Raw genomic sequence first — 25087 nt, 5'->3', positions numbered from 1 at the left:
AGCTCCACCATGGGAACCCTCACGCCCGCAGAACGCCATTTCTTCCGTTCCGACGTCAATGCACGCGACAGCCAGCGCAGGCAGCGCCAGCCGCAAGGCCATGTCACCGAGCCCGCGCGCGAGACGCCTGTGCACGAGCGCTGCGACGTGCTGGTGCTCGGCGCGGGTCCTTCCGGCGTGGCGGCGGCCGTCGCCGCGGCGCGTGGCGGCGCGCGCGTGGTGCTGCTGGAGCGCTACAACCATCTGGGCGGCCTGTCGACCGGCGGCCTGGTGATCTGGATCGACCGCATGACCGACTGGTCGGGCGGGCACGTCATCCACGGCCTGGCGGCCGAGATCATGGACCGGCTGGGCCGGTCGGCGCAGCCTGCCGTTGCCGGCCCCCGCCGGGAAGACTGGGGCTCGCGAGACAGCGCCAAGGCCGACTACTGGTCGCTGCGCACCGCGGCCTTCCATGGTGTGGTCACGCATTCGCCCACCATCGATCCGGAGATGCTCAAGGGCGTGTATCACCAGATGGTGCGCGAGGCCGGCGTCGACCTGATCCTGCACGGCTGGATGGTCGCCCCCATCGCCGAGGAAGGCCGCGTCAAGGGGGCCGTGTTCGAGAGCAAGCAAGGGCGCCGCGCCATCCTCGCGAACGTGGTGGTCGACACCACGGGCGAAGGGGACCTCTATGCGGCGGCCGGCGCGGCGTACGCGTCGGACATCGACGCGCACGATATCCACCACTGCATCAACACCTCGTGGCTGTTCGCGGGGGTGGACATGCGGCGCTGGCTCGACTTCCGCGCGCACGAACCCCAGGCCTACTCGGCATTGCTCGCACGAGGACGCGAGACGCTGGGCAGCTTCGAGAAACCCATCGTCTCCTGGCGTGACGACGTGGCCACCTTTCTGGGGCCACGCAAGTCCGGCTTCAGCGCCCTCGATGTCGACGAGATGACGCAGGTCGAGTGGGAGTCGCGAAAGAGCATGGCCGAACACCTTGCGTTCTACCGCGCGCATGCGCCGGGCTTCGAGAACGCCTGGGTCATGCTGATGGCGCCGCAGATCGGCACGCGCCACGGCCGGCGCCTGGTGGGCGTGAAGAGCGTGCGGCGCGGCGCGTGGGACGAGGGCGCGGTGGAGCCCGACGAGATCGGCATCAGCCCGAGCCCGTCGCCGAAGTTCCCGAACATCTCCGTACCCTATGGCGCGCTGGTGCCGGAAAAGCTCGACGGCGTGCTCGCCGCGGGCAAGCACATCTCGTGCGATACGAACTCGCACGGCTTCATGCGCGAGATCCCGCAATGCTGGCTCACCGGCCAGGCTGCGGGCACGGCGGCGGCGCTGGCAGCGGACTCGGGCGTGCTGCCGCGCGATGTGGACGTGAAACGGCTGCAGGCGCTGCTGATGGCACAGGGTGTGCCTTTGCGGCAGGTCACGAACCGGGTGGCGCAAGCCTCCGCCACCGCCTTGTAAGCGGTGTGCTTAGCCGCCGGCCGGCGACTTCAGCTGCCCGGATAGTGACCGGCCGCGATGTCTTCCAGCAGCGTGGCGTGGGTTGGCTCCCAGCCCAGCAGCTCGCGCGTCCTGGCGTTGGACGCAGGAGCGTCGGCGCCGAAGAACATGCCGATCCAGTCGAAATGTTCGGCCGCGCGATCGACGGGGATCGACGCCACCGGCAGCTCCAGTGCTTGGCCGAGCGCTGATGCAATGTCGCGCGCGGCGATGGCCTCCTCGGCAACCGCATGCAGCACGCTGCCGGGCTGCGCCTTGTCGATGGCGAGCCGCACGAGCCTGGCCGCATCCAGCCGGTTGACCGCGGACCAGCGGTTGCGGCCCTCGCCGAGGTAGGCCGAGACGCCTTTCGCGCGGGCGATCTTCGCCAGCGTCGCGACGAAGCCGTGGTCGCCCCCTGCGCCATGCACCGTCGGGGCGAAGCGCACGACGAGCGAGCGGATCCCGCGCTCGGCCAGGCCGAGCGCATGCGCCGCATTGCCGACACGCGGATGCACCGCCGGATTCGGCATGTCGCTTTCGGTGCCCACCCGCCCGGGCGCCAGGCCGAGGGTGCCTGAGGCGATCAGCAACGGGCCGCCGGTGCCTTGAAGAACGTCGGCGAAGGCGTCGATGGCTGCGCGGTCGGTGCGCGCCGCATCGGCCATCTGCGAGAAGTCGTGCTTGTAGCCGAGATGCACGACGCCGTCGGCGCGCGCGGCTGCGGCGCGCAGGCTGGCCAGGTCGTCGAGCGAGCCCGGCACGACTTCGGCGCCGAGTCTTCGGATCTTGGCCTCGGCCTCTTCGTTGCGGGCGAGGCCGAGTACGTGGTGCCCGGCGGAGATGAGTTCGACGACGCTGGCCGAGCCGATCCAGCCCGAGGCCCCGGTGACGAGAATTCGCATATGCGCTCCTTTGATGTCATTGAGTGACATCATTGTAGGCCTATGATGTCACTCTGTGTCAACACTGCGAGGGTGCAATGGGTCGCTGGGAGCCTGATGGGGAAGGCCGCCTTCGCATGGCGGCCATGGAGCTGTTCGCGGAGATCGGCTATGAGCAGACGACCGTCGCCGCCATCGCCGAGCGCGCGGGCCTCACTTCAAGAACGTTTTTTCGCTATTTCGCCGACAAGCGCGAGGTGCTCTTCAGCGGATCGACGGTGTTGCAAGAGTCGATGGTGGCTGCGCTGCACAGTGCGCCAATGGATGCAACGGCCATGGATGCCATCGCTTTCGCCTTGCAGGCGCCCGCCGATTTCTTCGATGAGGATCGTCGCGACTTCGCCCGCCTGCGCGCCTCGGTGATCGCGGCCAACGGCGAGCTGCACGAGCGGGAGCTGATCAAGCTGGCAAGGCTGTCCGCGGCGCTGGCCGAGGCCCTGCGCGCAAGGGGATTCGGGGAACCGGATGCGAGCCTCCTTGCGGAATCGGGGATCGCGGTTTTCCGCGTGGCGTTCGCGCAGTGGGTCGGTGCGGCCGAGCGACGCCGCTGGGGCGACATCGTCGGCGCATTGCTGACGCGGCTGAAGACGCTTTCGACCGCTCAATAAGGCCTGGGCGGTCGCATCGCCAGGGCGCCTTGCGATGCGCCGCCGCTGTGGCCAGCCCGCAGCGCCGCACGCCGCTTGCGGGCCCATATCATCACGCCGGTCACGCTGAGCATGGCGACCACGAGACCCAGTGCGGTCATCAGTATCCGGCCCGTCGTACCGGCAATGCGCCCGGTGTGCAGTGGAAGCTGGGCCTGCAGGAACAAGTCGCCCATCGTGCCGGTGCCCGGCACACGGTCGCCGAGGTACGCGCCGGTCTGCGCGTCCAGGTAAACCCACGGATTGCCCAGCCCCCAGCTCGCATGGTCTTCGCCCGGCTCGAAGAAGTTCACGCCATACAGCCTGTAGGGTGCGCTGTAGAAAACAGCCCCTGCAGGGGTTTGCCAGCCTCGACGATCCGCTTCTTGCCGGGCGAGGGACAGTGCTTCTTCACGGCGAATGCCTGGTTCGACAAACCGGGCCATGGGTACTGGCGCGCGCAAGGCAAAGACGTCGGGCGTCAGGGTCGACAGGCGTTCGACCAGAGGCCGCACCACTTCGCGGCGCAGGTTCATGCTGACCGAAGTGATGGCGACGATCAGCAGCAGACCCCATACCCACAGCCCGCCGGCGCGGTGCAGGTCGAAGGTGCGCTTGTGGCCGCCCTGGCGCAACCGGAAACCGAAGGACTTGCGCCACGACCGGCGCCAGGCGCGCGCACCCGGCAGCGAGATATAGAGCGCCACGATGCAGTCGAGCACCCAGACGATGGAGACCATGCCCATGAACCAGGTGCCCAGTTCCAGCGCGCCCACGTTGGGTATGTGCATGCTGTAGTGCAGCTTGTACAGGAACGGCATCAGGTTCTCGCGCGACAGCGAGATCGCTCCCCACAGGCGCGTGCCCTGCACCTGCCCGGTGTAGGGGTCGAGGGTGACTTGATTGAAGCCCAGTTCGTGGGGCTTGCCGGTGGCGGGGTCGATCCGTGGCACCACCGACACGCCCAGTGCGTGGCCGTCTTCCACTTCCAGCGGCGCAAATGCCACGCGCAGGCGCGGGTCGGCCGCTTCCAGGCCTTCGATCAGTTCCAGCGCGGTGCGCTTGCGTGCCTCGGGCGAAGGTGCGGGCGCGTCGAACAACCGAGGGTTCAGCCATTCGTCGATCTCGTGGTCCCACGAGATCACCGCGCCGGTGAGCCCGGCCACGAACAGAAACGCGGCCATGAAAAGCCCCGCCCAGCGGTGCAGCCGTGTCATCCAGGCCCGCATGGTCGCTTACCAGCGATAGGTGCCGCTGAGCAGCACGCTGCGCACCGGACCGTAGTAGCAGGCGCTCAAGGGCGAGCCACCGCAGGGGTTGGCGACATAGAGCTTGTTGAACAGGTTGTTGATCTTGAGCTGGAAGCGCCAATGCGCATCGGGCTCGTAGCCCAGGGCCAGGTCGTACACGGTGTAGGCCGGTGTCTTGGCCTGGAAGGAATAGGCGTTGTCCGGCGCCGACGGCGATGCGCCGTAGTCGGTCGTGCTGCCCATGTAGCGGGCGCCACCGCCGATGGTCACGCCGCGCAGGGCGCCGTCGCCGAAGCGGTAGTAAGCCCAGATCGACGCCATCTGGCTGGGCGAGGTGGTGCCCCAGGAGTCGCGCGGCCGCGTGCCGACTTCACCGAGGATGTTGCTGCGGGTCACCCTGGCATCCATGTAGGTGTAGCTGGCCATCACGGTCAGCTGGCGCGTGGCCTCCCACACGCCTTCCAGCTCCAGCCCGCGGGAACGCACTTCACCGGTCTGCACCGAGTAGCGGCTGTCGGTCGGGTCCTGCGTCAGCACATTGCTCTGGCGGATGTTGTAGACCGAGGCGGTGAACATGCTTCGGCTGTCGTCCGGCTGGTAGCGCACGCCGGCCTCCACGCTCTTGCCCTTCGTGGGTTCGAAGGGCGCGCCCGACTTGCTGGCTTGCGCCGTGGGCTGGAAGGACTCGGCGTAGTTCGCGAATGGGGTCCAGCCGTTGCCTGCCTTGTACAGGGCTCCGGCCTGCAAGGTGGTGGCGCCATTCCTCTGGCGCAGTGCCAGGGTGCCCAGCGGGTCGATGGTGTCGGTGCGGGCCCAGTCGTGGCGGATGCCGCCGCGCACGACCCAGCGCTCGCCCAGGTCGATCCGGTCCTGCAGGTACACGCCGGTCTGGCGCGCTGTCACATCGCGCGACCAGGGGTCGGTGGGCTCCTTGATCGGCTGTCCGTACTGCGGATTGCGGATGTCGAGCACCGGCGCGCTCCCGGAGAGTTGGCGGTCGGTGTACCGGGTCAGGCTGCTGTCGAGGCCGGCGAGCAGGTGGTGCTCCACGCCGCCGGCTTGCCAGTTCCAGGCCAGCTGGTTGTCCACCGCATACACGTCGGAATTCAGGCGGCCCCGGTTGGCGTCGCGGAACAGCAGGTAGCCGTTGTCGTCGACCTGGCCCTTGGTGTTGATCAGGCCCCGGCCGCGCACATACGCCGCGTCGTAGTCCATGTGCTCGGCACGCAGGCTCTGGCGGAACACGACGCCGTTGTCGAACTTGCGCTCGAAGAGACTGGACACCGAGTATTGCTCGCGCTTGAACTGATTGAAGTTCGGTTCGCCGGGGTAGAAGCCGGGCTTGATCTGGCCCCAGGGGCTGGGGTTGAGCGTGCCGGCGCGCGGATACCACAGGCCCCAGGCGGTGCGGTCTTTCTGATAGTTCATCAGCACCGTGAGCGAGGTGCTGGCGTCCGGCTTCCAGGTGATGGCCGGTGCGATGTAGACGTGGTCGTCCGGCGCGTATTGCATCTGCGTATTGCTTTCCCGCACGTTGCCCGTCAGGCGGTATGACAGCGTGTCGCTGCCGGCCACGGGGCCGCCCAGGTCGAACTGCATCTGCTTGCGCTCATGCGAGCCCAGGCCCAGCGAGACCTCGTGCACGGGCTCGCTCGTGGGGCGCTTGGTCACGCTGTTGATCAGTCCGCCGGGCGCGTTCTGGCCGTACAGCACGGAGGTCGGGCCCTTGAGCACTTCGATGCGCTCGAGGCCATAGGGGTCGATGCGCATGCCGATCTTGCTGCCGGAGGCCCGCAGGCCGTCGCGGTACATGCCGAATACCGACTGGTTGAAACCTCGCACTGTGATCCAGTCGTAGCGCGGGTCCTCGCCATAGGCCGATGTGTTGACGCCGGCCACATAGCGCAGCGCGTCGGTCACGGTCTGTGCGCCCTGGTCGTCCATCTGGTCGCGGGTGACCACCGAGATCGACTGTGGCGTCTCGTTCAGGGCCGCGTCGTCCTTGCTGGCCGACATGGCGCGCCGCGCGGCGTAGCCGTACACGGGACCCCAGGGTGTCTCGCGGTTGGAGGCCGTCACGAGCACTTCCGACAAGGTGGCCGTGCCGGCGGGCGCGCTCTTGATGACGAGCATGTTGGCATCCCGCACCGCGACCAGGCCGGTGCCGGTCAGCAGGCGATCGATGGCCTGCTGCAACGTGAATGCGCCCTGCAGCGCGGGGGCTGTCTTGCCCGCCACCAGCGCAGGCTGCACCATCAGCTCCAGATGCGACTGGCGCGCCAGTTCATTGAGCGCCTGGCCCAGCGGCTGGGCTGCCAGATGCAGTTGCAGCACAGCCGGATTGGCCGTTTGCGCATGAGCGATCGAAGGCAGCCCGCTGGCGGCACCAAAAGCCAGGGCCAGCGAGAGCGCCAGGGGCGCGGGCTGCAGAAAAGGGCGGGGCATGAACGCGTACTCCAAGAGAAGAAAATGGGAATCCTTCTCATGTAGACGGCCAACCGCGGCCGGGCCCTACCTTCAGGCCGCAAAAATATTCAAGAAAGTTCCGAAAAGAGGATCGCGATCCGGTGCGATGGAGAACCCGCGTTCAGCGCCCCACCACCAGCCATGGACCGGACGTCGTGGGTGCTGCCACGCCGGCCTTGGCCGTTGGATCGGCCACCAGACGCACGGGCAGCACCTGTGGCAGCGCCCGCACGAAATTGTCGAGGTGTCGTGGATCGAAGGTGCCGGTCAGGCGCAGCGCGGCCACGGCCGGGTCTTGCACTCGCAATCGCGTAGCGCCATAGCGCTCGAATTCGGCCAGCGCCTGGTCGAGCGGCGTGTTGTCGAAGCTCACCCGGTTGTTGCGCCAGGGCGCGATGCCTGTGGACGGTGCAGGGGTGATGGCGCCCAGGCCACCTTGGGCATCGCTCGCGATCTGCTCGCCAGCGGTCAGCTCCACCCGCCGGTTCACCGATCCGTCGTGCGTTGCCGAGGGCTCTATCGGCTCGACCCTCACGCGGCCTTCTTCCACTGCCACCCGCACGTCGGACTGCCCCAGCGTGCCGGCGGTGTAGCGCACCGAGAAACGCGTACCGACCACCGTGATGCGCAACGGGCCGGCCAGCACCTGGAACGGGCGACTCGCGTCATGCGCGACCTGGAAAACCGCCTGCCCTTCGGACAAGCGCACCTCGCGGCGGTGGCGATACAAGGCCACGTCCATGCGCGTCAGCGTGTCGAGCCGCATGACCGAGCCGTCGGGCAGTTGCACCTGGATCTGCTGGCCGCGCGCGGTGGCGTGTTGCGCGCTGTAGGTGGGCTGGCGCTGCCAGAACTCCCAGCCGAAAAAGCCGCCGGCCAGCAGCAGGACAGCCAGCGCCGGTGCGGCCCAGGCGGTGGGCCATGCCGACGTTCCATGGCCGCAGGCTTTGCCGCCCAGCAGCCAGCCAGCCCATTGGCGCCAACCGCGACGGCCGCTGGCGGACGACTCTTGCGCGGGCGCTTGTTCCTGCTCTTGCGTCGCCAGGTTCTGCAAGTCTTTCGTCAGTTGCGCGTTCAACGCGGCCAAGCCGTCGGCGGGCACGTTGTCCAGCGCGTCCCAACTGGACTGCCACCGCGCATAGGCCGCGCGGTGGGCGCCGTCATCGGCAAGCCACCGCAGGTGCTGTTCCTGCTCCTCGGGAGAAAGACCTCGCTGCTGGCGCACGAACCAGTCCAGCGCCTGCTCGTCGGGCAGGCCGGGGGAGGTGAGCGGGGGCGACAGGCGACTCATGGTGAAAGGGGCGCTCCTACCTTTGCAGACGAACGAGCGGCGTTCAACCCTACCTGCAACACAAGAAAATAACCGGGTGTCGTCATGGCGGCGTCTTCGCAGAGGGGTCGACAGCGCCAGGCGGCGGCGTGCCTGCGGGCTGGCGGGTTGCGCGTGCAGCCGCTGTTCCCGCCTGCTGCTCCAGGCAAGCTCTGCAGGCTTGCAAGCCCATCTTGATGTGCTTTTCGACCATCTTGACCGTGATCCCCATCTCCTCGGCGACCTCGGCATGCGACAGTCCCTCGAACTTGTGGAGCATAAAGGCCTGGCGGCAACGCACCGGCAGTTCGCCGATGGTGGTCAGGAGTGCCTGAACGCCTTGCCGTGACGCGACGGCCACCTCGGGTTCGAAGGCGGGCGGCGCGGCCAATTGGCTCAGCGTCTCTTCGTCCTCATCCGTGTCCACGGTCTCGCCCAGGGCGGCCCGACGCACCTGGTCGTGGCGGTGACGATCGATCAGCAGATTGCGCGCCGTGCGGTACAGCAACGCCCGCGGATCGACGATGTCCTCGCCATTTTTTTGCGCGACGAGCACCCGGGCATAGCTCTCTTGAACGAGGTCCGCGGCCGTGTGCTGATCCTTGACCGAGCGTCCCAGGAAGTGCAGCAGTTCGCGGTAGTAGCGGGTGAACACGGGACGAAGTCGAACAGGACGCAGGGCAGGGGGCGGCGACGAGAAGAGGTGCCGCGTCGCGACGGACGCGGCAGGTATTATGTGGCAAATGCTTATCGTTCTCATTGCGAACGCTACACTCCACGTCCCACTCGCACCTTGCTGTCATGGCGGCTTCTGAATTTCCAGCCCATCCGCAGATCGAATCGCTCTACAGCGACCATCATGGCTGGCTGCGGGGCTGGCTCGGCAAGAAGCTTGGCGACATGCATCAGGGGGCCGATCTCGCGCACGACACCTTCGTGCGCCTGCTGGCCAAGCAGGAGGCGGTCGCGATCCAGGAGCCGCGCGCCTTTCTCACCACGGTGGCGCAGCGCGTGCTGGCCAACCACTGGCGCCGCCAGCAGCTGGAGCGCGCGTACCTCGAGGCGCTGGCCCAGGTGCCGCAGGCGATGGCACCTTCGGAAGAAGAGCGCGCCATCCTGCTGCAGACGCTGACCGAAATCGACCGCCTGCTCAATGGCTTGCCGCCGCCCGTCAGGCGCGTGTTCCTGCTGACCCAGCTCGACGGCCTGGGCCACGCCGAGGTCGCGGCATTGATGTCGATCTCCATCACCACGGTGAAGCGCTATCTCGTCAAGGCCGCCATGCAGTGCTACTTCGCGGACGCGCAGCCGGCATGACGGAGGCGCCCGTTCCAAGGCACGTCGCACAGCGCGCGACCGAATGGCTGCTCGATCTGCAGGGCGAGCCCGCCGCGTCCAGGCTGCGCGACGAATGGCAGCGCTGGCGCGCTGCGCATCCCGACCACGAGCGCGCCTGGCAGCGCATCGAAGCCGTCAACGGCCAGCTCCACCGGCTGGCCACGCCGGTCGGCACGGCCATGGCCCATGCGGCACTCACGCGCACCGGTTCGCGCGGGCGCCGTCAGGCCGTCACCGCGCTGGCCGTGCTGCTGTTCGCGGGCGGCGCGGCGTGGACGGTCGGGCGCCAGACGCGCTGGGGCGAAGAAATCGCCGCTCAACGCACCGGTCTCGGCGAACGTCGCACGACCACGCTGGACGACGGCACGGTGCTGGTCCTGAACACCGGTACCGCCGTCGACGTGAAGTTCAGCGCAACCGAACGGCGCGTGCGTCTCCTGTCGGGCGAATTGCTCATCACCACTGCCAAGGACGCGCTGGGCCGCCCCTTCCTGATCGAGACCGCGCAGGGCGAGGCGCAGGCACTGGGCACGCGCTACACGGTGCGCCAGTTCGACGGGGCCAGCGACATCGCCGTGTTCGAGGGCGCGGTGCGCATCACGCCGCGGCGCGCGGCCTGGCGCACGCAGGTGCTGCAGGCCGGCCAGAAGACCCGTTTCGCCGCCGACACCATCGACGCACCCCAATGGGCCGACGCCGACAGCACCGCCTGGACCGAGGGCTTCATCGTCGCCAAGGGCATGCGGCTGGCGGACTTCCTCGCCGAGCTGGGCCGCTACAGCGCGCGCCCGCTGTCGAGCGATCCGGCCGTGGCCGACCTGCGCGTGTCGGGCTCGTATCCGCTGGCGGACATCGACAAGGTGCTGGACACGCTCAGTGCCGTGCTGTCGCTTGAGGTGCAGGTCGTCACGCGCTTCTGGGGCCTGCAAACGGTGCGGGTGAGCCTGGCACCCCGAAAAAAAATATCGCCAGGGGTGGTCCGTTCTTGAATCTCGGGGGACATGGAAGGTGAAAGCCACCACCTTCAACCTTCGCACTTCAAGAAAAATGCATCGCGGACCAACCCAACGCCCCCTCTGCAACGCCCTGTCGCGTGCCATCCATCAGTTCGCCCTGGGCGGTATCGCCGCGGCGAGCGTGCTGGCGCTGCCGGGCGTCGCCATCGCCCAGCCCGCCGCGGCGCCGACGCGCAACTTCAGCATCGCCCCCGGCCGGCTCGACGACGCGCTGGGCCGCTTCGGCCGCGAGGCCGGGATCCTGCTGTCGTTCCCGACCGAGACGACGGCCGGCATGCGCAGCAACGGCCTGCAGGGCAGCTATTCGGTGCAGGGCGGACTCGACGCGCTGCTGGCCGGCAGCGGCCTGCGCGCCACGCAGCAGCCCAACGGCAGCTATGTGCTGACCCGCCAAGCCGCACCGGCAGCGGCGCCGGCAGCCGCTGCCGATGCCGCGCTGCCCACGGTGACGGTGCTCGGCTCGGCGGAAGGCGAAACGGCCACCGGTCCCGTCGACGGCTACGCCGCCAAGCGCAGCGCGACCGCCACCAAGACCGACACGCCGATCATCGAGACTCCGCAGTCGATCTCGGTGCTCGGGCGCAGCGAACTCGAGTCGCGCGGCGCGCTCGATGTGACCGAGGCGCTGCGCTACGTGCCGGGTGTCACCGTCGACCAGTACGGGCCCGATTCGCGCGGCCAGGACTGGGTCAACCTGCGCGGCTTCTACGGTTTCGGAACGGCGCTGTACCTCGACGGACTGCCGATGGCGACCAACGCCAACTTTGCCAACCAACGCTCCGAGCCCTATGGCCTGGAGCGCATCGAAGTGCTGCGCGGCCCGACCTCGGTGCTCTATGGGCAGGGCGAGGCCGGCGGCATCGTCAACCGCGTGAGCAAGCGCCCGCGTGCCGATGCGGTGAACGAAATCGAAGTGCAGCTCGGCAATTTCAACCGGCGCCAGGTGGCCGCGGACCTGGGCGGCAAGCTCGACGCCGACGGCAAGCTGCTCTATCGCATCGTCGGTACGGGGCTGGACACGGGCACGCAGGACAAATACAGCAACGGCGATCGGGGTGCCAACCAGCGCTTCTACCTCGCCCCCTCGCTGACATGGAAGCCGTCCACCGACACGACGCTCACGCTGCTGTCGGAAATCAAGCGCGACCGCAACCGCGGCTACGCCTTCTACTACACGAACCCCGAGCCGCCGCCCGTGGGCAGCATCACGCGCGTGCTGGTCGGCGAGCCCAACTACAACGGCTTCGACCAGGACCAGTCGAGCATCGGCTACCAGTTCGAGCACCGCCTGAACGACACGTGGACCTTCCGCCAGAATGCGCGCGTGGCCGATGTCAAGGTCAACTACCGCCGGGTGCAGGACGGCGCGTTGCTGGACGACGGCCACACGATCGAGCGCAACGCCGCCGCCTTCGACGAGAAGACGCGCCAGAGCGTCATCGACACGCAGCTGCAGGGCAAGCTGCGCACGGGCAACGTCGAGCACACGCTGCTGGTGGGCACCGACTGGTCCGAGCGCAAGCTCACGTTCCTGCGGCATCCGGGTACCGCGCCCGATCTGGACACGCTGTTCCCCGTCTACGGCCTGCCGTTCGCCGCGCCGACGGAGCTGACGGACGACTCGCGCCAGAAGCTGCGCCAGACCGGCCTCTATGTGCAGGACCAGTTGCGCTTCGACCGCCACTGGCTGCTGACGCTGGGCGGCCGCATGGACTGGGCCTCGCAGAGCACCGTCGACCGCCTGGCCGGCACCGTGCAGCGCCAGAGCGACCACGCCTTCAGCGGCCGCGCCGGCCTGACCTACCTCACCGATTCGGGCTGGGCACCGTACGTGAGCTATGCCACGTCATTCCTGCCGCAGGCGGGCCGTGACTTCTACGACGAGGCCTTCAAGCCCACGCGCGGCAAGCAGACCGAGATCGGCATCAAGTACGCGCCCGAGGACAGCCGCAGCCTGTTCACCGCCGCCGTCTTCGACCTGACCAAGCGCAACGTGCTCACGCTGGACCCGGATCACACCGACTACTACCTGCAAACCGGCGAAGTGCGCTCGCGCGGGCTCGAGCTGGAAGGCAAGTTCAGCCTGGCACGCGGCCTGGACGCCACGGCCAACTACACCTGGAACGACGTGAAGGTCACGCGCAGCAACGACGGCAACCAGGGAAGGATGCCCGTCAACACGCCGAAGCAGACCGCCTCGGCCTGGCTGGACTACAAGGTGCAGGGCGGGGATCTGCAGGGCGTGGGCTTCGGCGTCGGCGTGCGCTATGTCGGCTCGACCTACGACGACGCTGCCAACACGGTGCGCACGCCGTCATTCACGCTGGTCGACGCGGCCATCCACTACGAGCGCGGGCCGTGGCGCTTCGCACTCAACGTGAGCAACCTCGCCAACAAGAAATACGTCGCGACCTGCAGCAGCGGCTGCCTGTGGGGCTCGGAACGCACGGCGGTGCTGAGCGCGAAATACCGTTGGTGAAAGTCGGCGTCGTAGCGATTGGGCTCTGCTCGGTTCGCGTCTTTGCGCCCTTGCCGAACAAGGGGCGCGGACCGGAGGAGAGCATCCATCCTATTTCCGAGCCTTCTCGACTTCTGCCATCAACTCCTTGACGGTGGTGTCGCCCACCGATGCGGCGTACTTGTCGATCACCGGCTTGACCTTGGCGCGCAGCTTCGTCATCTCTTCCGGTGAAATTTCCGAAACGGTCATGCCCGCCTTTTTCAACGCGTCGAGCGCGCCATCGGCGGCGCCTCGCGAGGCGGCGCGCTGAAACACGGTCGCCTCGTTCGACGCCTGCGTCAGGATCTTTTTCTCTTCCGCGCTCATGCTGTCCCAGGTCTTCTTGCTGATCAGCAGCGCCTGCGGGTTGTAGATGTGCCGGGTCTGGGTGATGTACTTCTGCACCTCGGAGAACTTCGACGACAGGATGGTCGTGTTCGGATTCTCCTGGCCGTCGACCGCCTTCTGCTCGAGCGCAGGGTACAGCTCGGGAAACGGCAGCGGGGTTGCGTTGGCGCCCAGCGCGCTGAACACGTCGATATAGATCGGCGACTGGATCACGCGGATCTTCAGGCCGGTGATGTCGTCCGCCCTGGTGATCGGTCGCCTGCTGTTGGTGAGGTTGCGAAAACCCAGGTCCCAGTAGCCCAGGCCGTACAGGCCTTTGTCCTCCAACTTGGCCATGAGCTTCTGGCCGAAGGGGCCGTCGGTGACCGCATCGGCCTCTTTGCCATCGTTGAACAGGAAAGGGAAGTCGTAGGCCGCAAACTCCTTCACCTGCGCCGAGAGAATGCCCGCGTTCAGCACCGTGAGTTCGATCGTTCCGCCTTGCAGCGCCGACACGGTTTGCAGGTCACCGCCGAGCACGCCACCTGCAAACAACTTCACCTTCATCTTGCCGTCGGATTTGGCAGCTACCAGGTCGGCGAACTTCTGCGCACCCAGCGCCTGCGGGTGGCCGGTCTGGTTCTGGAACGCGAACTTGAGCGTGCGCTCCTTGACCTGCGCAGCCACGCCTGACGCGGCAAGAACGGCCGTGGCGGCGACGGTGGCCACCAGCAGCCTGCGAATCGCACTCTTCGTCTTCATGGCAGTTGTCTCCTCGTTGTGTCGTTCATGCTCTTTTCTTGAATAGCGCCGAAGCACCGCTGGCGCGCGCGACCTCCTCGACCGTACCGAGCAGCGCAGGTCCCAGTGCCTCCATCCGTTGCGACGTCAGCCTGACGGCGGGCCCCGCGATGGTGATGACGCCGATCACCGAACCGTTGACAGCGAAGACCGGTGCGGCCATGGCGGTCATTCCCGGTGCGAACACCTCGTTGATCATGCTGAACCCGCGCTGGCGAGTGGCTTTCACATAGGTCATCACCGCCTTGAGCGTGGTGGGCGCCTTCGGGCCGTAGTCTTCGGGCTTGCCCAGCCCCTTCTTGGCCACCAGTGCCATGGCATCGTCCTCGCTCATCGTCGAGAGCCATGCGTGTCCGGCGGCGCTGCACGACAGGGCGACCGACAGCCCCATGTCCGGGTCGTAGCGAAGCCCGTGCGTGGCCCCTTGCGCCTTGGCCACGAAGGTCAGGTCTTCGCCATCGACCACCGCCAGGCGCACCAGTTCGCCGGAGGTCGAGGCCAGTTGGTCGAGCAAGGGCTGCGCCACGTCCACGATCCCCGAGTTGCTCAGGAACGACAAGCCGACGGAGACGAGCTTGATGGTCAGAACATAGTGGCCATCGGCCAGGTTCTGCCGCACGTACCCGCAGCGAATCAGTTCCGTCAGCAATCGGTGCAATGCGCTCAAGGGGATCTGCAATTGACTGGCCGCGGTGGACAGTGCAACGCCCTGCGGATGCTCCGCCAGATATTCCAAGACCTTGAAGCTGCGTCCCAGCATTTCGCTCATTTCATGTCTCCCGGTTCAGTCGCGCCCATTTGTCCGCGCGACGTTGCGACGTTATCACTCTATCAGATCATGGGAAGGGATTTCCATAATGGAAAGCTTTTCCGGAAAACTCAGAATCGCGCCAGTCAGACTTTTCTGCCTTCCTCTGGAGACCATCCGTGAAACTTCTTCGTACGCTTGCCGTCGCCGGCCTGTGCATCGGTCTTGTCGCCCCGACCTGGGCCCAGCAGGAGCGGGTGATCCGCTTCGGCCATCTCAACAACGCGGACCATCCGGTGAGCTTCGGCGTGAAGCGCTTCGCCGAACTGCTCGCCGCCAAGAGCGGCGGCAAGATGAAGGTGCAGGAGTACCCGGCCTCCCAGCTCGGCAACGAGATGCAGCAGCAGTCCGCCCTGCAAGGCGGCGTGCAGCAGATGTCGGCGCCGGCCACGACCTCGCTGGCGGGCATCGTCAAGGAGTTCGGTCTGGTCGACTTTCCGTTCTCGGTGAACAACTTCGCGCAGGCCGATGCGCTGCTCGATGGTCCGCTGGGTCAGGCGCTGATTGCCAAGCTGCCGGAAAAGGGCCTCGTGGCCCTGGGCTATTGGGACCTGGGCTTTCGCAACGTGACGAACAGCAAGCGCCCCATCGCCAAGCCGGAAGATCTCGAGGGCCTGAAGATCCGGGTCATTCCCAACCCCGTGTTCCTGGAAACCTTCAAGTCCTTCAAGGCGAATCCGGTGCCGATGCCTTTCGCCGAACTCTATGGCGCCCTCGAGTCGAAGGCGGTCGACGGCCAGGAAAATCCCTATTCGGTGATCCTGTCAAACAAGTTCTTCGAGGTGCAGAAGTTCGTGAGCGCCACGAACCACGTGTACGCGGCCAACATCGTGCTGGTCAGCAAGAAATTCTGGGATTCGCTGAGCGCCGCCGAGCAGAAGATGATGAATGAGGCGGCCGACGAAGCGCGAGGCTATCAGCGGCAGGTCAGCCGCGCCGCCGCGCAGAAGGCGATCGGAGACCTGCAAGCCAAGGGCGCGCAGTTCAACGAGGTGAGCGCCGCAGAGCAGGTGCGCATGCGCGAGATCGCCAAGCCCGCGATCGACAAGTTCGCTTCGCAGTACGACGCCGGCATCGTCAAGCTCTACAACGACGAACTCGCTCGCATCCGCAAACAATGAACGCAGGCACGGCTCACTTCATGAAAATCCTCGTTCTCCACGGTCCCAACCTCAACCTGTTCGGGCGCCGCGAACCTCATATCTACGGCAAGACCACGCTTGCGGAAATCAACGCCCAGTTGCAAGCGCTGGCGAGCGAACTCGGCGTGGCACTGGAGACGATCCAGTCCAACCACGAAGGCGATCTCATCGACTTCCTTCACTCCCATATCGACGATGCCCAAGGCGCGCTGGTCAACCCAGCGGGTCTCACCCAGCACGGCGTGCCATTGCACGACGCGATCAAGGCCATGCCGTTCCCGACCATCGAGGTGCACATGTCGAACATCGCTGCACGTGAAACCTGGCGTGCGCATTCGATCATTTCGCCGGCGGTGAAGGGGACGGTGCAAGGCCTGGGGCCGCACTCCTACCTGGCCGCATTGCGTGCCCTGGTCGATATGCAAAAACAGGCGGCTGCCTCCTGAAACACCAGGCTGTCCGATGTCGACGGACCGCCAGAGAGAAAAACAAGATGAATCAATGGATCGATCGGTGCTGTGCCGGCATCGAGGCACTGATCGCCGCCGCGCTCGCGGTCATGGTCGTGCTCGTGTTCGGCAATGTGGTGCTGCGGTACGGTTTCAATTCGGGCATCACCGTGTCCGAAGAGGTGTCGCGCTGGCTCTTCATCTGGATGACCTTCCTTGGCGCGGTGGTCGCGCTCAAGGAGCACGGCCATCTGGGCGTGGACATGGTGGTGCAGAAGTTGCCGCCCGTCGGCAAGAAAATCTGCCTCGCGACAGGCCACGTGGTCATGCTCTACATCGTCTGGCTTCTCTTTCAGGGGAGCATGGCGCAGGCACGCATCAACTGGGACGTCACGGCACCGGTCACCGGCGCATCGATGGCCATCGTCTATGCCTCGGGCGTGGTGTTCTCTGTGTTGGCCGCGTTCATCCTGGGGCTCGATCTGCTTCGACTGCTGACGGGACGAATCGCCGACGATGACCTGGTGATGATCCAGGAGTCGGAGGAGGCGATCCAGCTCAAGCAGATCCTGGGGCCGAAAGACGAGGAACCGGGAGCACGCAAATGACCATCCTTGTCTTCGTGGGCTCCCTGCTCGTGGCCATGGCCATGGGCATTCCCATCGCGTTCTCCCTGCTCGCATGCGGCGTGGCGCTGATGTGGCACCTTGATCTGTTCGATGCGCAGATCCTTGCGCAGAACGTGATCGGCGGCGCCGACAGTTTTCCGCTGCTGGCAGTGCCGTTCTTCATGCTGGCTGGCGAGATCATGAATGTCGGGGGCCTGTCCAAGCGCATCGTCGACCTCGCGCTCGCGCTGGTCGGTCACGTGAAGGGCGGCCTGGGCTACGTGACCATCATGGCCGGCTGCCTGCTCTCGGCGCTCTCCGGTTCGGCTGTCGCGGACGCCGCCGCGCTGACCGCCTTGCTGCTGCCGATGATGGTCAAGGCGGGCCATGACAAGGCGCGGGCGGGCGGCCTCATCGCTGCCACGGGAATCATCGGGCCCGTGATTCCACCCAGCATCGGCCTGGTGATATTCGGCGTTGCCGCCAACGTATCGATCTCCAAGCTCTTCATGGCCGCCATCGTGCCGGGGCTGCTGATCGGCGGCGCGCTGTGGGTGACCTGGGCATGGCTCGTTCGACACGAGAAGATCCAGCCACCGCCGCGCAAGCCGGCGCGCGAAGTCATGAAGGCCGCGCGGGATGCCGGCTGGGCGCTGCTGTTGCCCGTCATCATCCTGGTCGGTCTGCGCATGGGGGTGTTCACGCCGACAGAGGCCGCGGTGGTGGCGGCCGTCTACGCGTTCTTTGTCGCCACCTTCATCTATCGCGAGCTGAGTTTCGACGCGCTCTACAAGGTGTTCGTGAGCGCCGCGAAGACAAGCGCCGTGGTCATGTTCCTGATTGCGGCGGCGATGGTGAGCGCCTGGCTGATCACGGTGGCGGATCTGCCGTCCAAGGTGGTGGGGCTGCTCGAGCCCTTCATGGGGAACAAGATCCTCCTGATGATCATGGTCATGCTGCTGGTCATGGCGGTGGGCACGGCGATGGACATGACACCCACCATCCTGATCCTGACACCGGTGCTGATGCCCGTCGTCATTGCCGCGGGCATCGACCCGGTCTACTTCGGCGTCATGTTCATCATCAACAACTCCATCGGGCTCATCACGCCGCCCGTGGGGGTGGTGCTGAACGTCGTCGCAGGCGTCGGGAAGATGAAGATGGACGATGTCACCCGCGGTGTCCTGCCGTTCATGGCGGCCGAGTTCGCGATCATGTTCGTCATGGTGATCTTCCCGCAGTTGGTGACGGTGCCCGCCCGATGGTTCGGGGGCTGAGATGACCCGTGCCCCGATGCGCTTCGTGCGCCCCGTGTGGCTCGCCGCGCTTGCGCTCCTGGCCCAGTCTTGTGCATCCGCGCGGGATCCCGAGCGCGAAGTTCTTCCCGAACAGCGCCAGCGGCTTGCCTTCGTCTCTCCCACCGGGCTGACGCCACTGGGCGGACGCGTGCTTTTTTCCGCTTTCCACGTGGCATCGGGGCAGGAGCTCTGGATCACGGACGGCAGCATCGCCGGTACTGCGATGCTCAAGGACATCCGTCCCGGCTTCCGAGGATCTTTTCCCGTCTGGCAGACGCCGTTCCGTGGCCATGTCTACTTCACGGCCACGGACGGCGCGAGCGGTCTGGAGCTCTGGCGAACCGACGGTACGGCCGCGGGCACTTCGCTCGTCATCGATTTGCGGCCGGGCGAGGAGGGTGCCATGCCCAGCGAGCTGACCGTGTTTCGCGACGCGCTGTACTTTGTCGCCAATGACGGCAGCACCGGCTTCCAGGTGTGGAAGACCTCGGGCAGCACGCAGACCACGACGCGCGTGTCCTCGATCGACGCCGGTCCTCGCGCGGTCGCGCGCCAGCTCACGGTGGCCGGCAAACGCCTGTTCTTCACCGCGACCACCCGCGAGCATGGCCATGAACTCTGGGTCAGCGAAGGTGCGCCAGAGAACACGCGGATGGTGAAGGACATCCGCCCGGGTATCGAGGACGCGGAGATCCAGGGCCTGACCGCCGTGGGTGACAGCATCTACTTCACCGCCAACGACGGTGTGCACGGGGCCGAGTTGTGGAAAAGCGATGGCACCGAGCGGGGCACGCGAATGGTGAAGGACATTCGGCCTGGGGACGCATCCTCGCGTCCCACGCACCTGATCGCGCTCGACCGCATGCTGTACTTCGCCGCCAACGACGGTATCCACGGCACCGAGCTGTGGAAGAGCGACGGCACCACGGCCGGCACCACGCTGGTGAAGGACATCCGACCCGGAGCAGAGGGCGCCATTGCAAGTCCCTTGTCGGCGATGGGAGGGCGGCTGTACTTTGCCGCGACCGACGGTGTATCCGGCGCGGAACTGTGGCGCAGCGATGGCACGGCGAAGGGGACCACGCTGGTCAAGGACATCGTGCCAGGCGCCGAGAGCGGGTCGCCTGCGCGCTTTGCGGCCATCGGAGCCCGGCTGTGGTTTTCCGCGAACGGCGGAAGCGCCACCGGCGTCGAGCCCTGGACGAGCGACGGCTCGCCGGCCGGTACCCGCGCCGTGGCCGATATCGCGGCCGGTTCTCGCAATTCGATGCCGTTGGGCTTTCGTGCATTCGGGGACGCGGTGCTCTTTGTCGCCGATGACGGTCATGGCAATGAGCGCCTGTGGATACGCCGCGGCAATGGCCGGGTGGCATTGATCGGAGACCCGCTCGAGCAGCGGTTGCGCTGATCCGGCGCTCGCCCTCATGAGGAAAAAAAAGCACCGGCGGATGCCGGTGCTTTTTTTGCTGCGAGCCGCCGAACGAAGGCCGTCAGTACACGACGATCTTGCCGGTGGGTCGCGGGCTGTGGCAGTCGTTGTAGAAATACTCGCCGGGCGTGTCGAAGGTATGGTTTGCGGACTGTCCCGGCGCCAGCCTGAAGTCGAAGCGGCCTTCGAAGAACTGGGTGGCGCAATGCGTGTTGGAGTTGCCGCCCGGGTTGGTGAAGGTCACCGTGGTGTTGGCCGGCACGCGCATGAAAGTCGGTGTCATGGCGTTGACCGCCGTCGACTCGACAGCTCCGGGCGCGTTCGCCGCAGTCTGCACGCGTGCCAGGAACACGGTGTTGGGCGTGGGCAGCGCCGAGCCCTCCACGGCCGCGCCCGACACCGGGCGACGCACGACGGGCGGGATCGGCGTTGCGGGCGGTTGCACCGTGCCTCCGACCTTGAATGCCCACAGGCGGTCGCCGCGGGGCGCCGAGTCGCCATAGGGAATGCTCGTGCCGCCGGAGAACACCGCGACATACTGCTCGCCGTCGATCTCGTACGTGATCGGGCTGGCGCTGATCGCGGCCCCCGTCTGGAAGCGCCACAGCTCGCTGCCGTCATTGGCATCCATGGCCAACAGGTTGCCGTCGGGCTGGCCGATGAAGAGAAGGTTGGACCCCGTGGTCAGGATGCCGTTGCCGTGCGCCAGGGAGTACGGCATCTGCTTTTTCCACTTGACCAGATTGGTGCCGGGATCGACGGCCACGACGGCGCCGGTCATGTAGGTACCCGGCGGGCGCAGGCCGTTGCTCGCCTCGGTCAGCGAATGCGCCGCCGACACGTAACCCATGCCCGTGTAGACCAGCCCGGTGCGCTGGCTGTACGACTGGTGGTTCCAGTTGGCTCCGCCGCCATGCCCCGGAATGGAGAGTATCGGCACGTCCCAATGCGCGTCATAGAGGCAGCCCTTCACATAGTTGGGCACCGCGCGGTTGGGGTCGCCTGGAATCGCCGTGCCCAGTGGCTGGTCCACGATGCAGGTCTCGGTCCAGGCACCCTGGCGCGGCAGGGGCTGCGTGGGCCAGCTCGCCTGGCGGGCGTCCTGTTTCACCGGCACTTCGTCGATGCCGAGCGGCGCGCTGCCGTCCTTGCGATCGAGGATGTAGTACATGCCGGTCTTGCTGCCATAGATCACGACCTTGCGATCGCGTCCGTCGATCTTCACGTCCGCGAGCACTGGCGACATGACGTTGTCCATGTCCCAGATGTCGTGGTGAACCGACTGGAAGTGCCACTTGTATTCGCCGGTCTTGAGGTCCAGGGCGACGATCGAATTGGCGAACAGGTTCAGTCCGGGACGCGTGGAACCGTTCTGCGACGAACCCCCGCGCACGTTGCCGAAAGTCCAGTAGACAAGACCCAGCTCGGGGTCCACCGCCGGATGGATCCAGGGCGTCGCGCCGGTGCGATCGGACTCGGCGGCGCCACCCCAGGTGTCGTAGCCGATCTCGCCGGCGCGAGGCACGCCCCAGAACGAAGTCAGCACCTTGCCGGTGAGGGCATCGGCGGAGAACGCGGCGCCGCGGTTGCCGTCGTTGGTGCCCAGGTAGAGGCGCTTGTCGTGATAGACGAGCGCCACTTTCTGAAGCGACCCCTGGTAGTCGGGGTCGGTGGTGCTGCTCGGATATTGCTTGATCCATGCGATCGCGCCGGTGTCGGTCCGCAGCGCCACCAGCCGGTTGCCGGTGGCGACGGTGAACACCAGCCCCAGATCCTTCGCCACAGCCACGCCGCGGCGGGTGATTGCACCGTAGGGCGTGGTCCATTTCCATTTCGTGAGGCCGGTCTTGCCATCCACGGCGATCACATTGCCGACGGCGGATTCGATGTAGACGACGCCATCGACCACCACCGTCGTGCTCTGGTTGTTGCCGGTGTTCATGCCGCCTTCGATCTGGTTGACCCAGGCGCCGCCCAATTGGCCGATCACGCCTTTGTCGATCTTGCGCAGGCTGGAGTAGTTCTGGTTGCCCAGATTGCCCCCCACCTTGGGAAAGTCCTTGTCGCCGGCGGTGCAGCAGTCGGACAGGTCGGCCGCGGGCGCAGCCGCCGCCGGCGGCGACGCTGACGGTGGCGCGCCGGATGCCGGCGGCGGCGCGGGGGCCGGCGCCACCGGCAGGAAGGGGGCGCCGTCGCCGCTCGAGCCGCCACAGGCGCTGATCAGCAACGGCGATGCGAGCACGCCGCAGGAGACCAGCAGCGTGACCAATGATTTTTGCTTCATGGATATCTACCCCGTGAACGGTTCTTGGGCGTTACTCGGTGCAAAAAGGCGTCAGGCCCATCGCCGACTTGACGCCCTGGATGACGAGCTTCTGGAACTCGATGGCGCCGACGCCCTGCAGGTCGGCGGTGAACGAGTGGGCGTTGTGCCCGAGGGTCGTGAGCCATGCGCGGCCGCCGTCGTAGTACTGGCACCAGGCGACCGGATGGAAGTCCGCGTGGCCGGGGTGCGGAGCCGCCGTCAGCGGCTTCAGCGTCGAGGTGTCGACCTTGGCCAGGAACTTCACCTTGGTGGGGAAGGGCATGAGGTTGTACCACTCGTCCTGGAAGGAGAAGCGCTTGGGCACCTCCTTCGTCGAGGGATCGTCCGAGACGATCTCGACATCGCCTGCGCGGTTCGGCGCGTGGTTGTAGAAGTTTGCGTTGCCGAGCAGGCCTTCGTAGTAGGGCCAGTTGTATTCCGCGCCGAAAGCGTTGTGCAGGCCGACGAAGCCGCCCCCGCGGCGCATGTAGTTGCGCAGCGCGGTGCGCGCGGCGTCCTGGCTGGTGCTGACCGCCCCGTTCCACAAGGTGTCGCGGTTCGAGCTCGCGAAAATGATCGCCTTGTAGTTGTTGATGCGGCCGCTGAGGATCGCGACGTCTTCCGTCCAATCGACGGTGATGCCCTCGGCCGACAGCATGCGCACCAGGCCGGCCTGCATCACGTTGTCCGGGTTCATCACGGGGTTCAGGCCCGAGGCCATCGGCGTGCCCAGCACTGCATGGCGCGGGCCCGCCGTGCGCGAGTACACCAGCACGCGATCCGGCGTCGTGGCGAAGGCGCCCCAGTCGTTGTAGCACTTGGGATTCGTACCCCTGCAGACGTTGTAGTAGGTGTCGAAGCTGTCGTCGGCGGCCTCGGCGACCGGGTCTGCCTGCTCGGCCGGCGCTTGGACCGCGGGCGCGGTCGGGTTGCTCGACGCCGCCGGCGCAGCGGAGAGGGCTGCGAAAGGCACGCTTGCGCCGCCTCCGCTTCCTCCTCCGCATGCGGCGACGGTCAGTGCCACGGCCGCCGCCAAGGCGAGCCTGAGAGTCAATGATTGGGCAAGTTCCAAGGGAGTCTCCTCGTTCTGATCGATGGCGCAGAGCATGCGAGCGCTCTGCTGAGGCTGGCCGGCTGCTCCGCTGTCGCGGGGGCTGGCCGGGGGCGATCATAAGGATTGAGTGGAAATTATTTCCATAATGGAAATCCCTTCCTATTTTGAGATCGACCAAAGCCCTCACTTCAAAATGAGTCGAAAGACGAGGTCGGTGTCCGGGCTGCGCCCAGGACTCGCGTCCCTTCAGTTCAGTCGCGTGTTGAAGGGGTGTTCGTGCGCACGCCGGAGGTCGCGCATGGCTTCATGGGCGTCGTCAGGCACCGGGACGGCCTTGAGCTCGCCCCGCAGCGGCCTCGATGCAGCTCGCAGCTGCTGAAAGTCACCCCTGTGTCAGGGCCTGGGCGACAGCGAAGCTGTCCTCCAGCATGTGATAGCGCGTGATCAGGCCGTCATGCACCGCCATGTCGAAGACGAATTCCGTCTCGATCAGCTTGCCCGTGCGCTTGACCCGTGAAGCGAGCGAGCCCAGAACTACGGCGCGAGAACCGTCGACAAGAATGCCGGTCACCTCGAAGCGCTCGGACACCAGCAGCTCGCGAATCTGGCGATAGAAGGTCGCGACGCCCGCCCGCCCCGTTTTCCTGCCGATCCAGGGCACCGTCGCCACGTCGCCCGCGATCAGCCAATCGACCTTCTCGTCGAACAAGGACGCGATTTCATCCGGGTCGGCGCCCGTGCGGGCCTTGGCAAAGAGTTGCTCGACGATTCCGCGGGTGTGTTCAGTGGACATGCGAATGTTTCAGGCAGACGGAAGCTCAAGCGTAGCCATTTGCCCGCCCGCCGCTTAGAAGCCTCGCGTCTAAGCTCATGCGGATGAAGTATTTGCAAATCACATGCTAAATGCTTCATGATGATGAAAATGGATACTGAAACCCATGGAACATCGTCAGCTTGAAGCTTTTGCCGCCGTCATGTCGACCGGTAGCGTCACTGGCGCGGCACGGCTGCTGGCGCGCTCCCAGCCGGCGGTGTCCCGGCTGGTGCAGGAACTCGAAGCCGAGATCGGCTATGCGCTGTTCACCCGCCACGGTCCTCGCGTGACGCCGACCGAGCAGGGTTTTCTGCTCTACGAAGACGTCGACCGCGCCCTTGGCAGCCTTCAGCAGATTCACCTGCGCGCGGCCGAGATCGCGCGCGGCAATGCACAGCCGCTGCTGCTGGCCGCCACCTCCGCGCTGGCGCTCGGGTTGCTGCCGCAGGCGCTGCGGCAGATGGAAGCGCAGGCCGGCGCCGTGCCCATCCAGCTGCGCAGTGCGTCGCCCGAACAGGTCGTGCATGCGGTCCTCAGCGGCGCGGTGCAGCTCGGCGCCAGCAGCCTGCCGCTGGAGCACCGCGGGCTGGAGGTGCACTGGATCGGGCAGATGCCCTGCGTGGCCGTGCTCCCGCAGAACGATCCGCTGGCGGCGCATGACGTGGTGCCGCTGGCGGCACTGGCGCAGCGCCGCATCATCACCATGAGCAACCCGTTCCGCCTGCGCCACCGACTCGACGCCACGCTGGCGCGCGCGGGCCATTCGCCGACGCAGCGCGACGCGCTGATCGAGACCAATTCGTCGGTCAACGCCCAGGCGCTGGCCCGCGCCGGGCTCGGCGTGGCCGTGCTGGAGCCGCTGACCGCCTGCGGCGCGCCGCTCGAAGGCCTGGCCGTGCGGCCGCTCGATACCGATATTCCCTTCGTCTTTGGCGTGGTCACACCGCAGGCCAGGCCGATCACGGCGCCGGTGCGCGCGCTGATCGACGCCCTGCTGGCCGCCGCCAGCGCGCTGCCGCATTTCGTGCGGCACGACGTGTCGGCCCACGCCGCGCTGCTGCGCACCCTGTACGGCGGCGACGACGCCGCCGCAGGCGACGAAAGCCTTTCCTGAAAGCCCT

The 25087-nt window shown here is 66.5% G+C and carries 21 protein-coding genes; 11 read left to right on the top strand and 10 right to left on the bottom strand.

Features of this window, described 5'->3' with window-relative positions; all coding sequences use genetic code 11:
• The first annotated feature begins 9 nt into the window (after positions 1-9).
• Positions 10-1464 carry an FAD-dependent oxidoreductase gene (locus tag L3V85_RS36335; RefSeq protein ID WP_237677375.1) on the top strand — a complete coding sequence of 485 codons (1455 nt, stop codon included), beginning with the start codon at positions 10-12 and terminating at the stop codon, positions 1462-1464.
• Between the two features lie 29 nt (positions 1465-1493).
• On the opposite strand, the gene L3V85_RS36330 is transcribed toward L3V85_RS36335, so the two are convergent.
• A complete protein-coding gene (locus L3V85_RS36330) occupies positions 1494-2387 on the bottom strand; it encodes an SDR family oxidoreductase (RefSeq protein ID WP_237677374.1) in 894 nt (297 codons plus the stop codon).
• A 116-nt stretch (positions 2388-2503) separates the two neighbouring features.
• On the opposite strand from L3V85_RS36330, the gene L3V85_RS36325 reads away from it, so the two are divergent.
• The gene (locus tag L3V85_RS36325; RefSeq protein ID WP_237677373.1) at positions 2504-3034 is read left to right on the top strand and encodes a TetR family transcriptional regulator; all 531 of its coding nucleotides are present in this window, start codon (positions 2504-2506) and stop codon (positions 3032-3034) included.
• Here L3V85_RS36325 and L3V85_RS36320 read toward each other — a convergent pair.
• The 4 genes from L3V85_RS36320 to L3V85_RS36305 all read right to left on the bottom strand — a co-directional run bounded on the left by L3V85_RS36320 (position 3028) and on the right by L3V85_RS36305 (position 8732).
• Positions 3028-4269 carry a PepSY-associated TM helix domain-containing protein gene (locus tag L3V85_RS36320; RefSeq protein ID WP_237677372.1) on the bottom strand — a complete coding sequence of 414 codons (1242 nt, stop codon included), beginning with the start codon at positions 4267-4269 and terminating at the stop codon, positions 3028-3030. The two genes, L3V85_RS36325 and L3V85_RS36320, sit on opposite strands and share 7 nt — an antisense overlap.
• A gap of 18 nt (positions 4270-4287) precedes the next feature.
• Complete coding sequence (locus tag L3V85_RS36315) at positions 4288-6747, bottom strand: TonB-dependent siderophore receptor (protein WP_237677371.1); 2460 nt, start codon at positions 6745-6747, stop codon at positions 4288-4290.
• A 142-nt stretch (positions 6748-6889) separates the two neighbouring features.
• Positions 6890-8059: a FecR family protein gene (locus L3V85_RS36310; RefSeq protein WP_237677370.1), complete on the bottom strand. Its 1170-nt coding sequence runs from the start codon at positions 8057-8059 to the stop codon at positions 6890-6892.
• An 82-nt stretch (positions 8060-8141) separates the two neighbouring features.
• Entirely contained in the window at positions 8142-8732 is a 591-nt protein-coding gene (locus tag L3V85_RS36305) for an RNA polymerase sigma factor (RefSeq protein WP_237677369.1), read from the bottom strand.
• Positions 8733-8878: 146 nt separating this feature from the next.
• Here L3V85_RS36305 and L3V85_RS36300 point away from each other — a divergent pair, with 146 nt between their 5' ends.
• Genes L3V85_RS36300 through L3V85_RS36290 form a run of 3 tightly spaced genes read left to right on the top strand, consistent with a single transcriptional unit; the run spans position 8879 to position 12910 of the window.
• Positions 8879-9394 carry a sigma-70 family RNA polymerase sigma factor gene (locus L3V85_RS36300; protein WP_237677368.1) on the top strand — a complete coding sequence of 172 codons (516 nt, stop codon included), beginning with the start codon at positions 8879-8881 and terminating at the stop codon, positions 9392-9394.
• The gene (locus L3V85_RS36295) at positions 9391-10404 is read left to right on the top strand and encodes a FecR domain-containing protein (RefSeq protein ID WP_237677367.1); all 1014 of its coding nucleotides are present in this window, start codon (positions 9391-9393) and stop codon (positions 10402-10404) included. The genes L3V85_RS36300 and L3V85_RS36295 overlap by 4 nt, the downstream gene beginning before the upstream one ends.
• A 58-nt stretch (positions 10405-10462) precedes the next feature.
• Positions 10463-12910: a TonB-dependent siderophore receptor gene (locus L3V85_RS36290; protein ID WP_237677366.1), complete on the top strand. Its 2448-nt coding sequence runs from the start codon at positions 10463-10465 to the stop codon at positions 12908-12910.
• Positions 12911-13000: 90 nt separating this feature from the next.
• Here L3V85_RS36290 and L3V85_RS36285 read toward each other — a convergent pair whose 3' ends face one another.
• Positions 13001-14020: a TRAP transporter substrate-binding protein gene (locus tag L3V85_RS36285; RefSeq protein WP_237677365.1), complete on the bottom strand. Its 1020-nt coding sequence runs from the start codon at positions 14018-14020 to the stop codon at positions 13001-13003.
• A gap of 25 nt (positions 14021-14045) precedes the next feature.
• Positions 14046-14828 carry an IclR family transcriptional regulator gene (locus L3V85_RS36280; protein WP_237677364.1) on the bottom strand — a complete coding sequence of 261 codons (783 nt, stop codon included), beginning with the start codon at positions 14826-14828 and terminating at the stop codon, positions 14046-14048.
• Positions 14829-14986: 158 nt separating this feature from the next.
• Here L3V85_RS36280 and L3V85_RS36275 point away from each other — a divergent pair, with 158 nt between their 5' ends.
• The 5 genes from L3V85_RS36275 to L3V85_RS36255 are packed head-to-tail and all read left to right on the top strand — an operon-like array spanning position 14987 to position 19772.
• Positions 14987-15988 carry a TRAP transporter substrate-binding protein gene (locus tag L3V85_RS36275; RefSeq protein ID WP_237677363.1) on the top strand — a complete coding sequence of 334 codons (1002 nt, stop codon included), beginning with the start codon at positions 14987-14989 and terminating at the stop codon, positions 15986-15988.
• 20 nt (positions 15989-16008) lie between these two features.
• Positions 16009-16455, top strand: a complete 447-nt coding sequence (locus tag L3V85_RS36270) for a type II 3-dehydroquinate dehydratase (protein WP_237677362.1) — start codon at positions 16009-16011, stop codon at positions 16453-16455.
• Between the two features lie 47 nt (positions 16456-16502).
• Positions 16503-17066, top strand: coding sequence for a TRAP transporter small permease (locus L3V85_RS36265; protein ID WP_237677361.1), 564 nt, complete (start codon positions 16503-16505; stop codon positions 17064-17066).
• On the top strand, positions 17063-18343 hold the full coding sequence (locus L3V85_RS36260; protein WP_237677360.1) for a TRAP transporter large permease: 1281 nt from the start codon (positions 17063-17065) through the stop codon (positions 18341-18343). Before L3V85_RS36265 ends, L3V85_RS36260 begins: the two co-directional genes overlap by 4 nt.
• 16 nt (positions 18344-18359) lie before the next feature.
• A complete protein-coding gene (locus L3V85_RS36255) occupies positions 18360-19772 on the top strand; it encodes an ELWxxDGT repeat protein (protein WP_237677359.1) in 1413 nt (470 codons plus the stop codon).
• Positions 19773-19854: 82 nt separating this feature from the next.
• Here the strand turns inward: L3V85_RS36255 and L3V85_RS36250 are convergent, their stop codons facing one another.
• The 3 genes from L3V85_RS36250 to L3V85_RS36240 form a co-directional block, all read right to left on the bottom strand.
• A complete protein-coding gene (locus tag L3V85_RS36250; protein ID WP_237677358.1) occupies positions 19855-22077 on the bottom strand; it encodes a PQQ-binding-like beta-propeller repeat protein in 2223 nt (740 codons plus the stop codon).
• 31 nt (positions 22078-22108) lie between these two features.
• On the bottom strand, positions 22109-23071 hold the full coding sequence (locus L3V85_RS36245; RefSeq protein ID WP_237677357.1) for a ThuA domain-containing protein: 963 nt from the start codon (positions 23069-23071) through the stop codon (positions 22109-22111).
• Between the two features lie 463 nt (positions 23072-23534).
• On the bottom strand, positions 23535-23945 hold the full coding sequence (locus L3V85_RS36240) for a nuclear transport factor 2 family protein (protein ID WP_237677356.1): 411 nt from the start codon (positions 23943-23945) through the stop codon (positions 23535-23537).
• Positions 23946-24090: 145 nt separating this feature from the next.
• Here L3V85_RS36240 and L3V85_RS36235 point away from each other — a divergent pair, with 145 nt between their 5' ends.
• Entirely contained in the window at positions 24091-25080 is a 990-nt protein-coding gene (locus L3V85_RS36235; RefSeq protein WP_237677355.1) for a LysR family transcriptional regulator, read from the top strand.
• Positions 25081-25087 lie beyond the last annotated feature (7 nt).

This window comes from Variovorax paradoxus (genome assembly GCF_022009635.1).
Lineage (GTDB): Bacteria > Pseudomonadota > Gammaproteobacteria > Burkholderiales > Burkholderiaceae_C > Variovorax.
The sequence above is the reverse complement of the archived record's forward strand: the minus strand, read 5'-3'. Positions and strand labels throughout refer to the sequence as shown.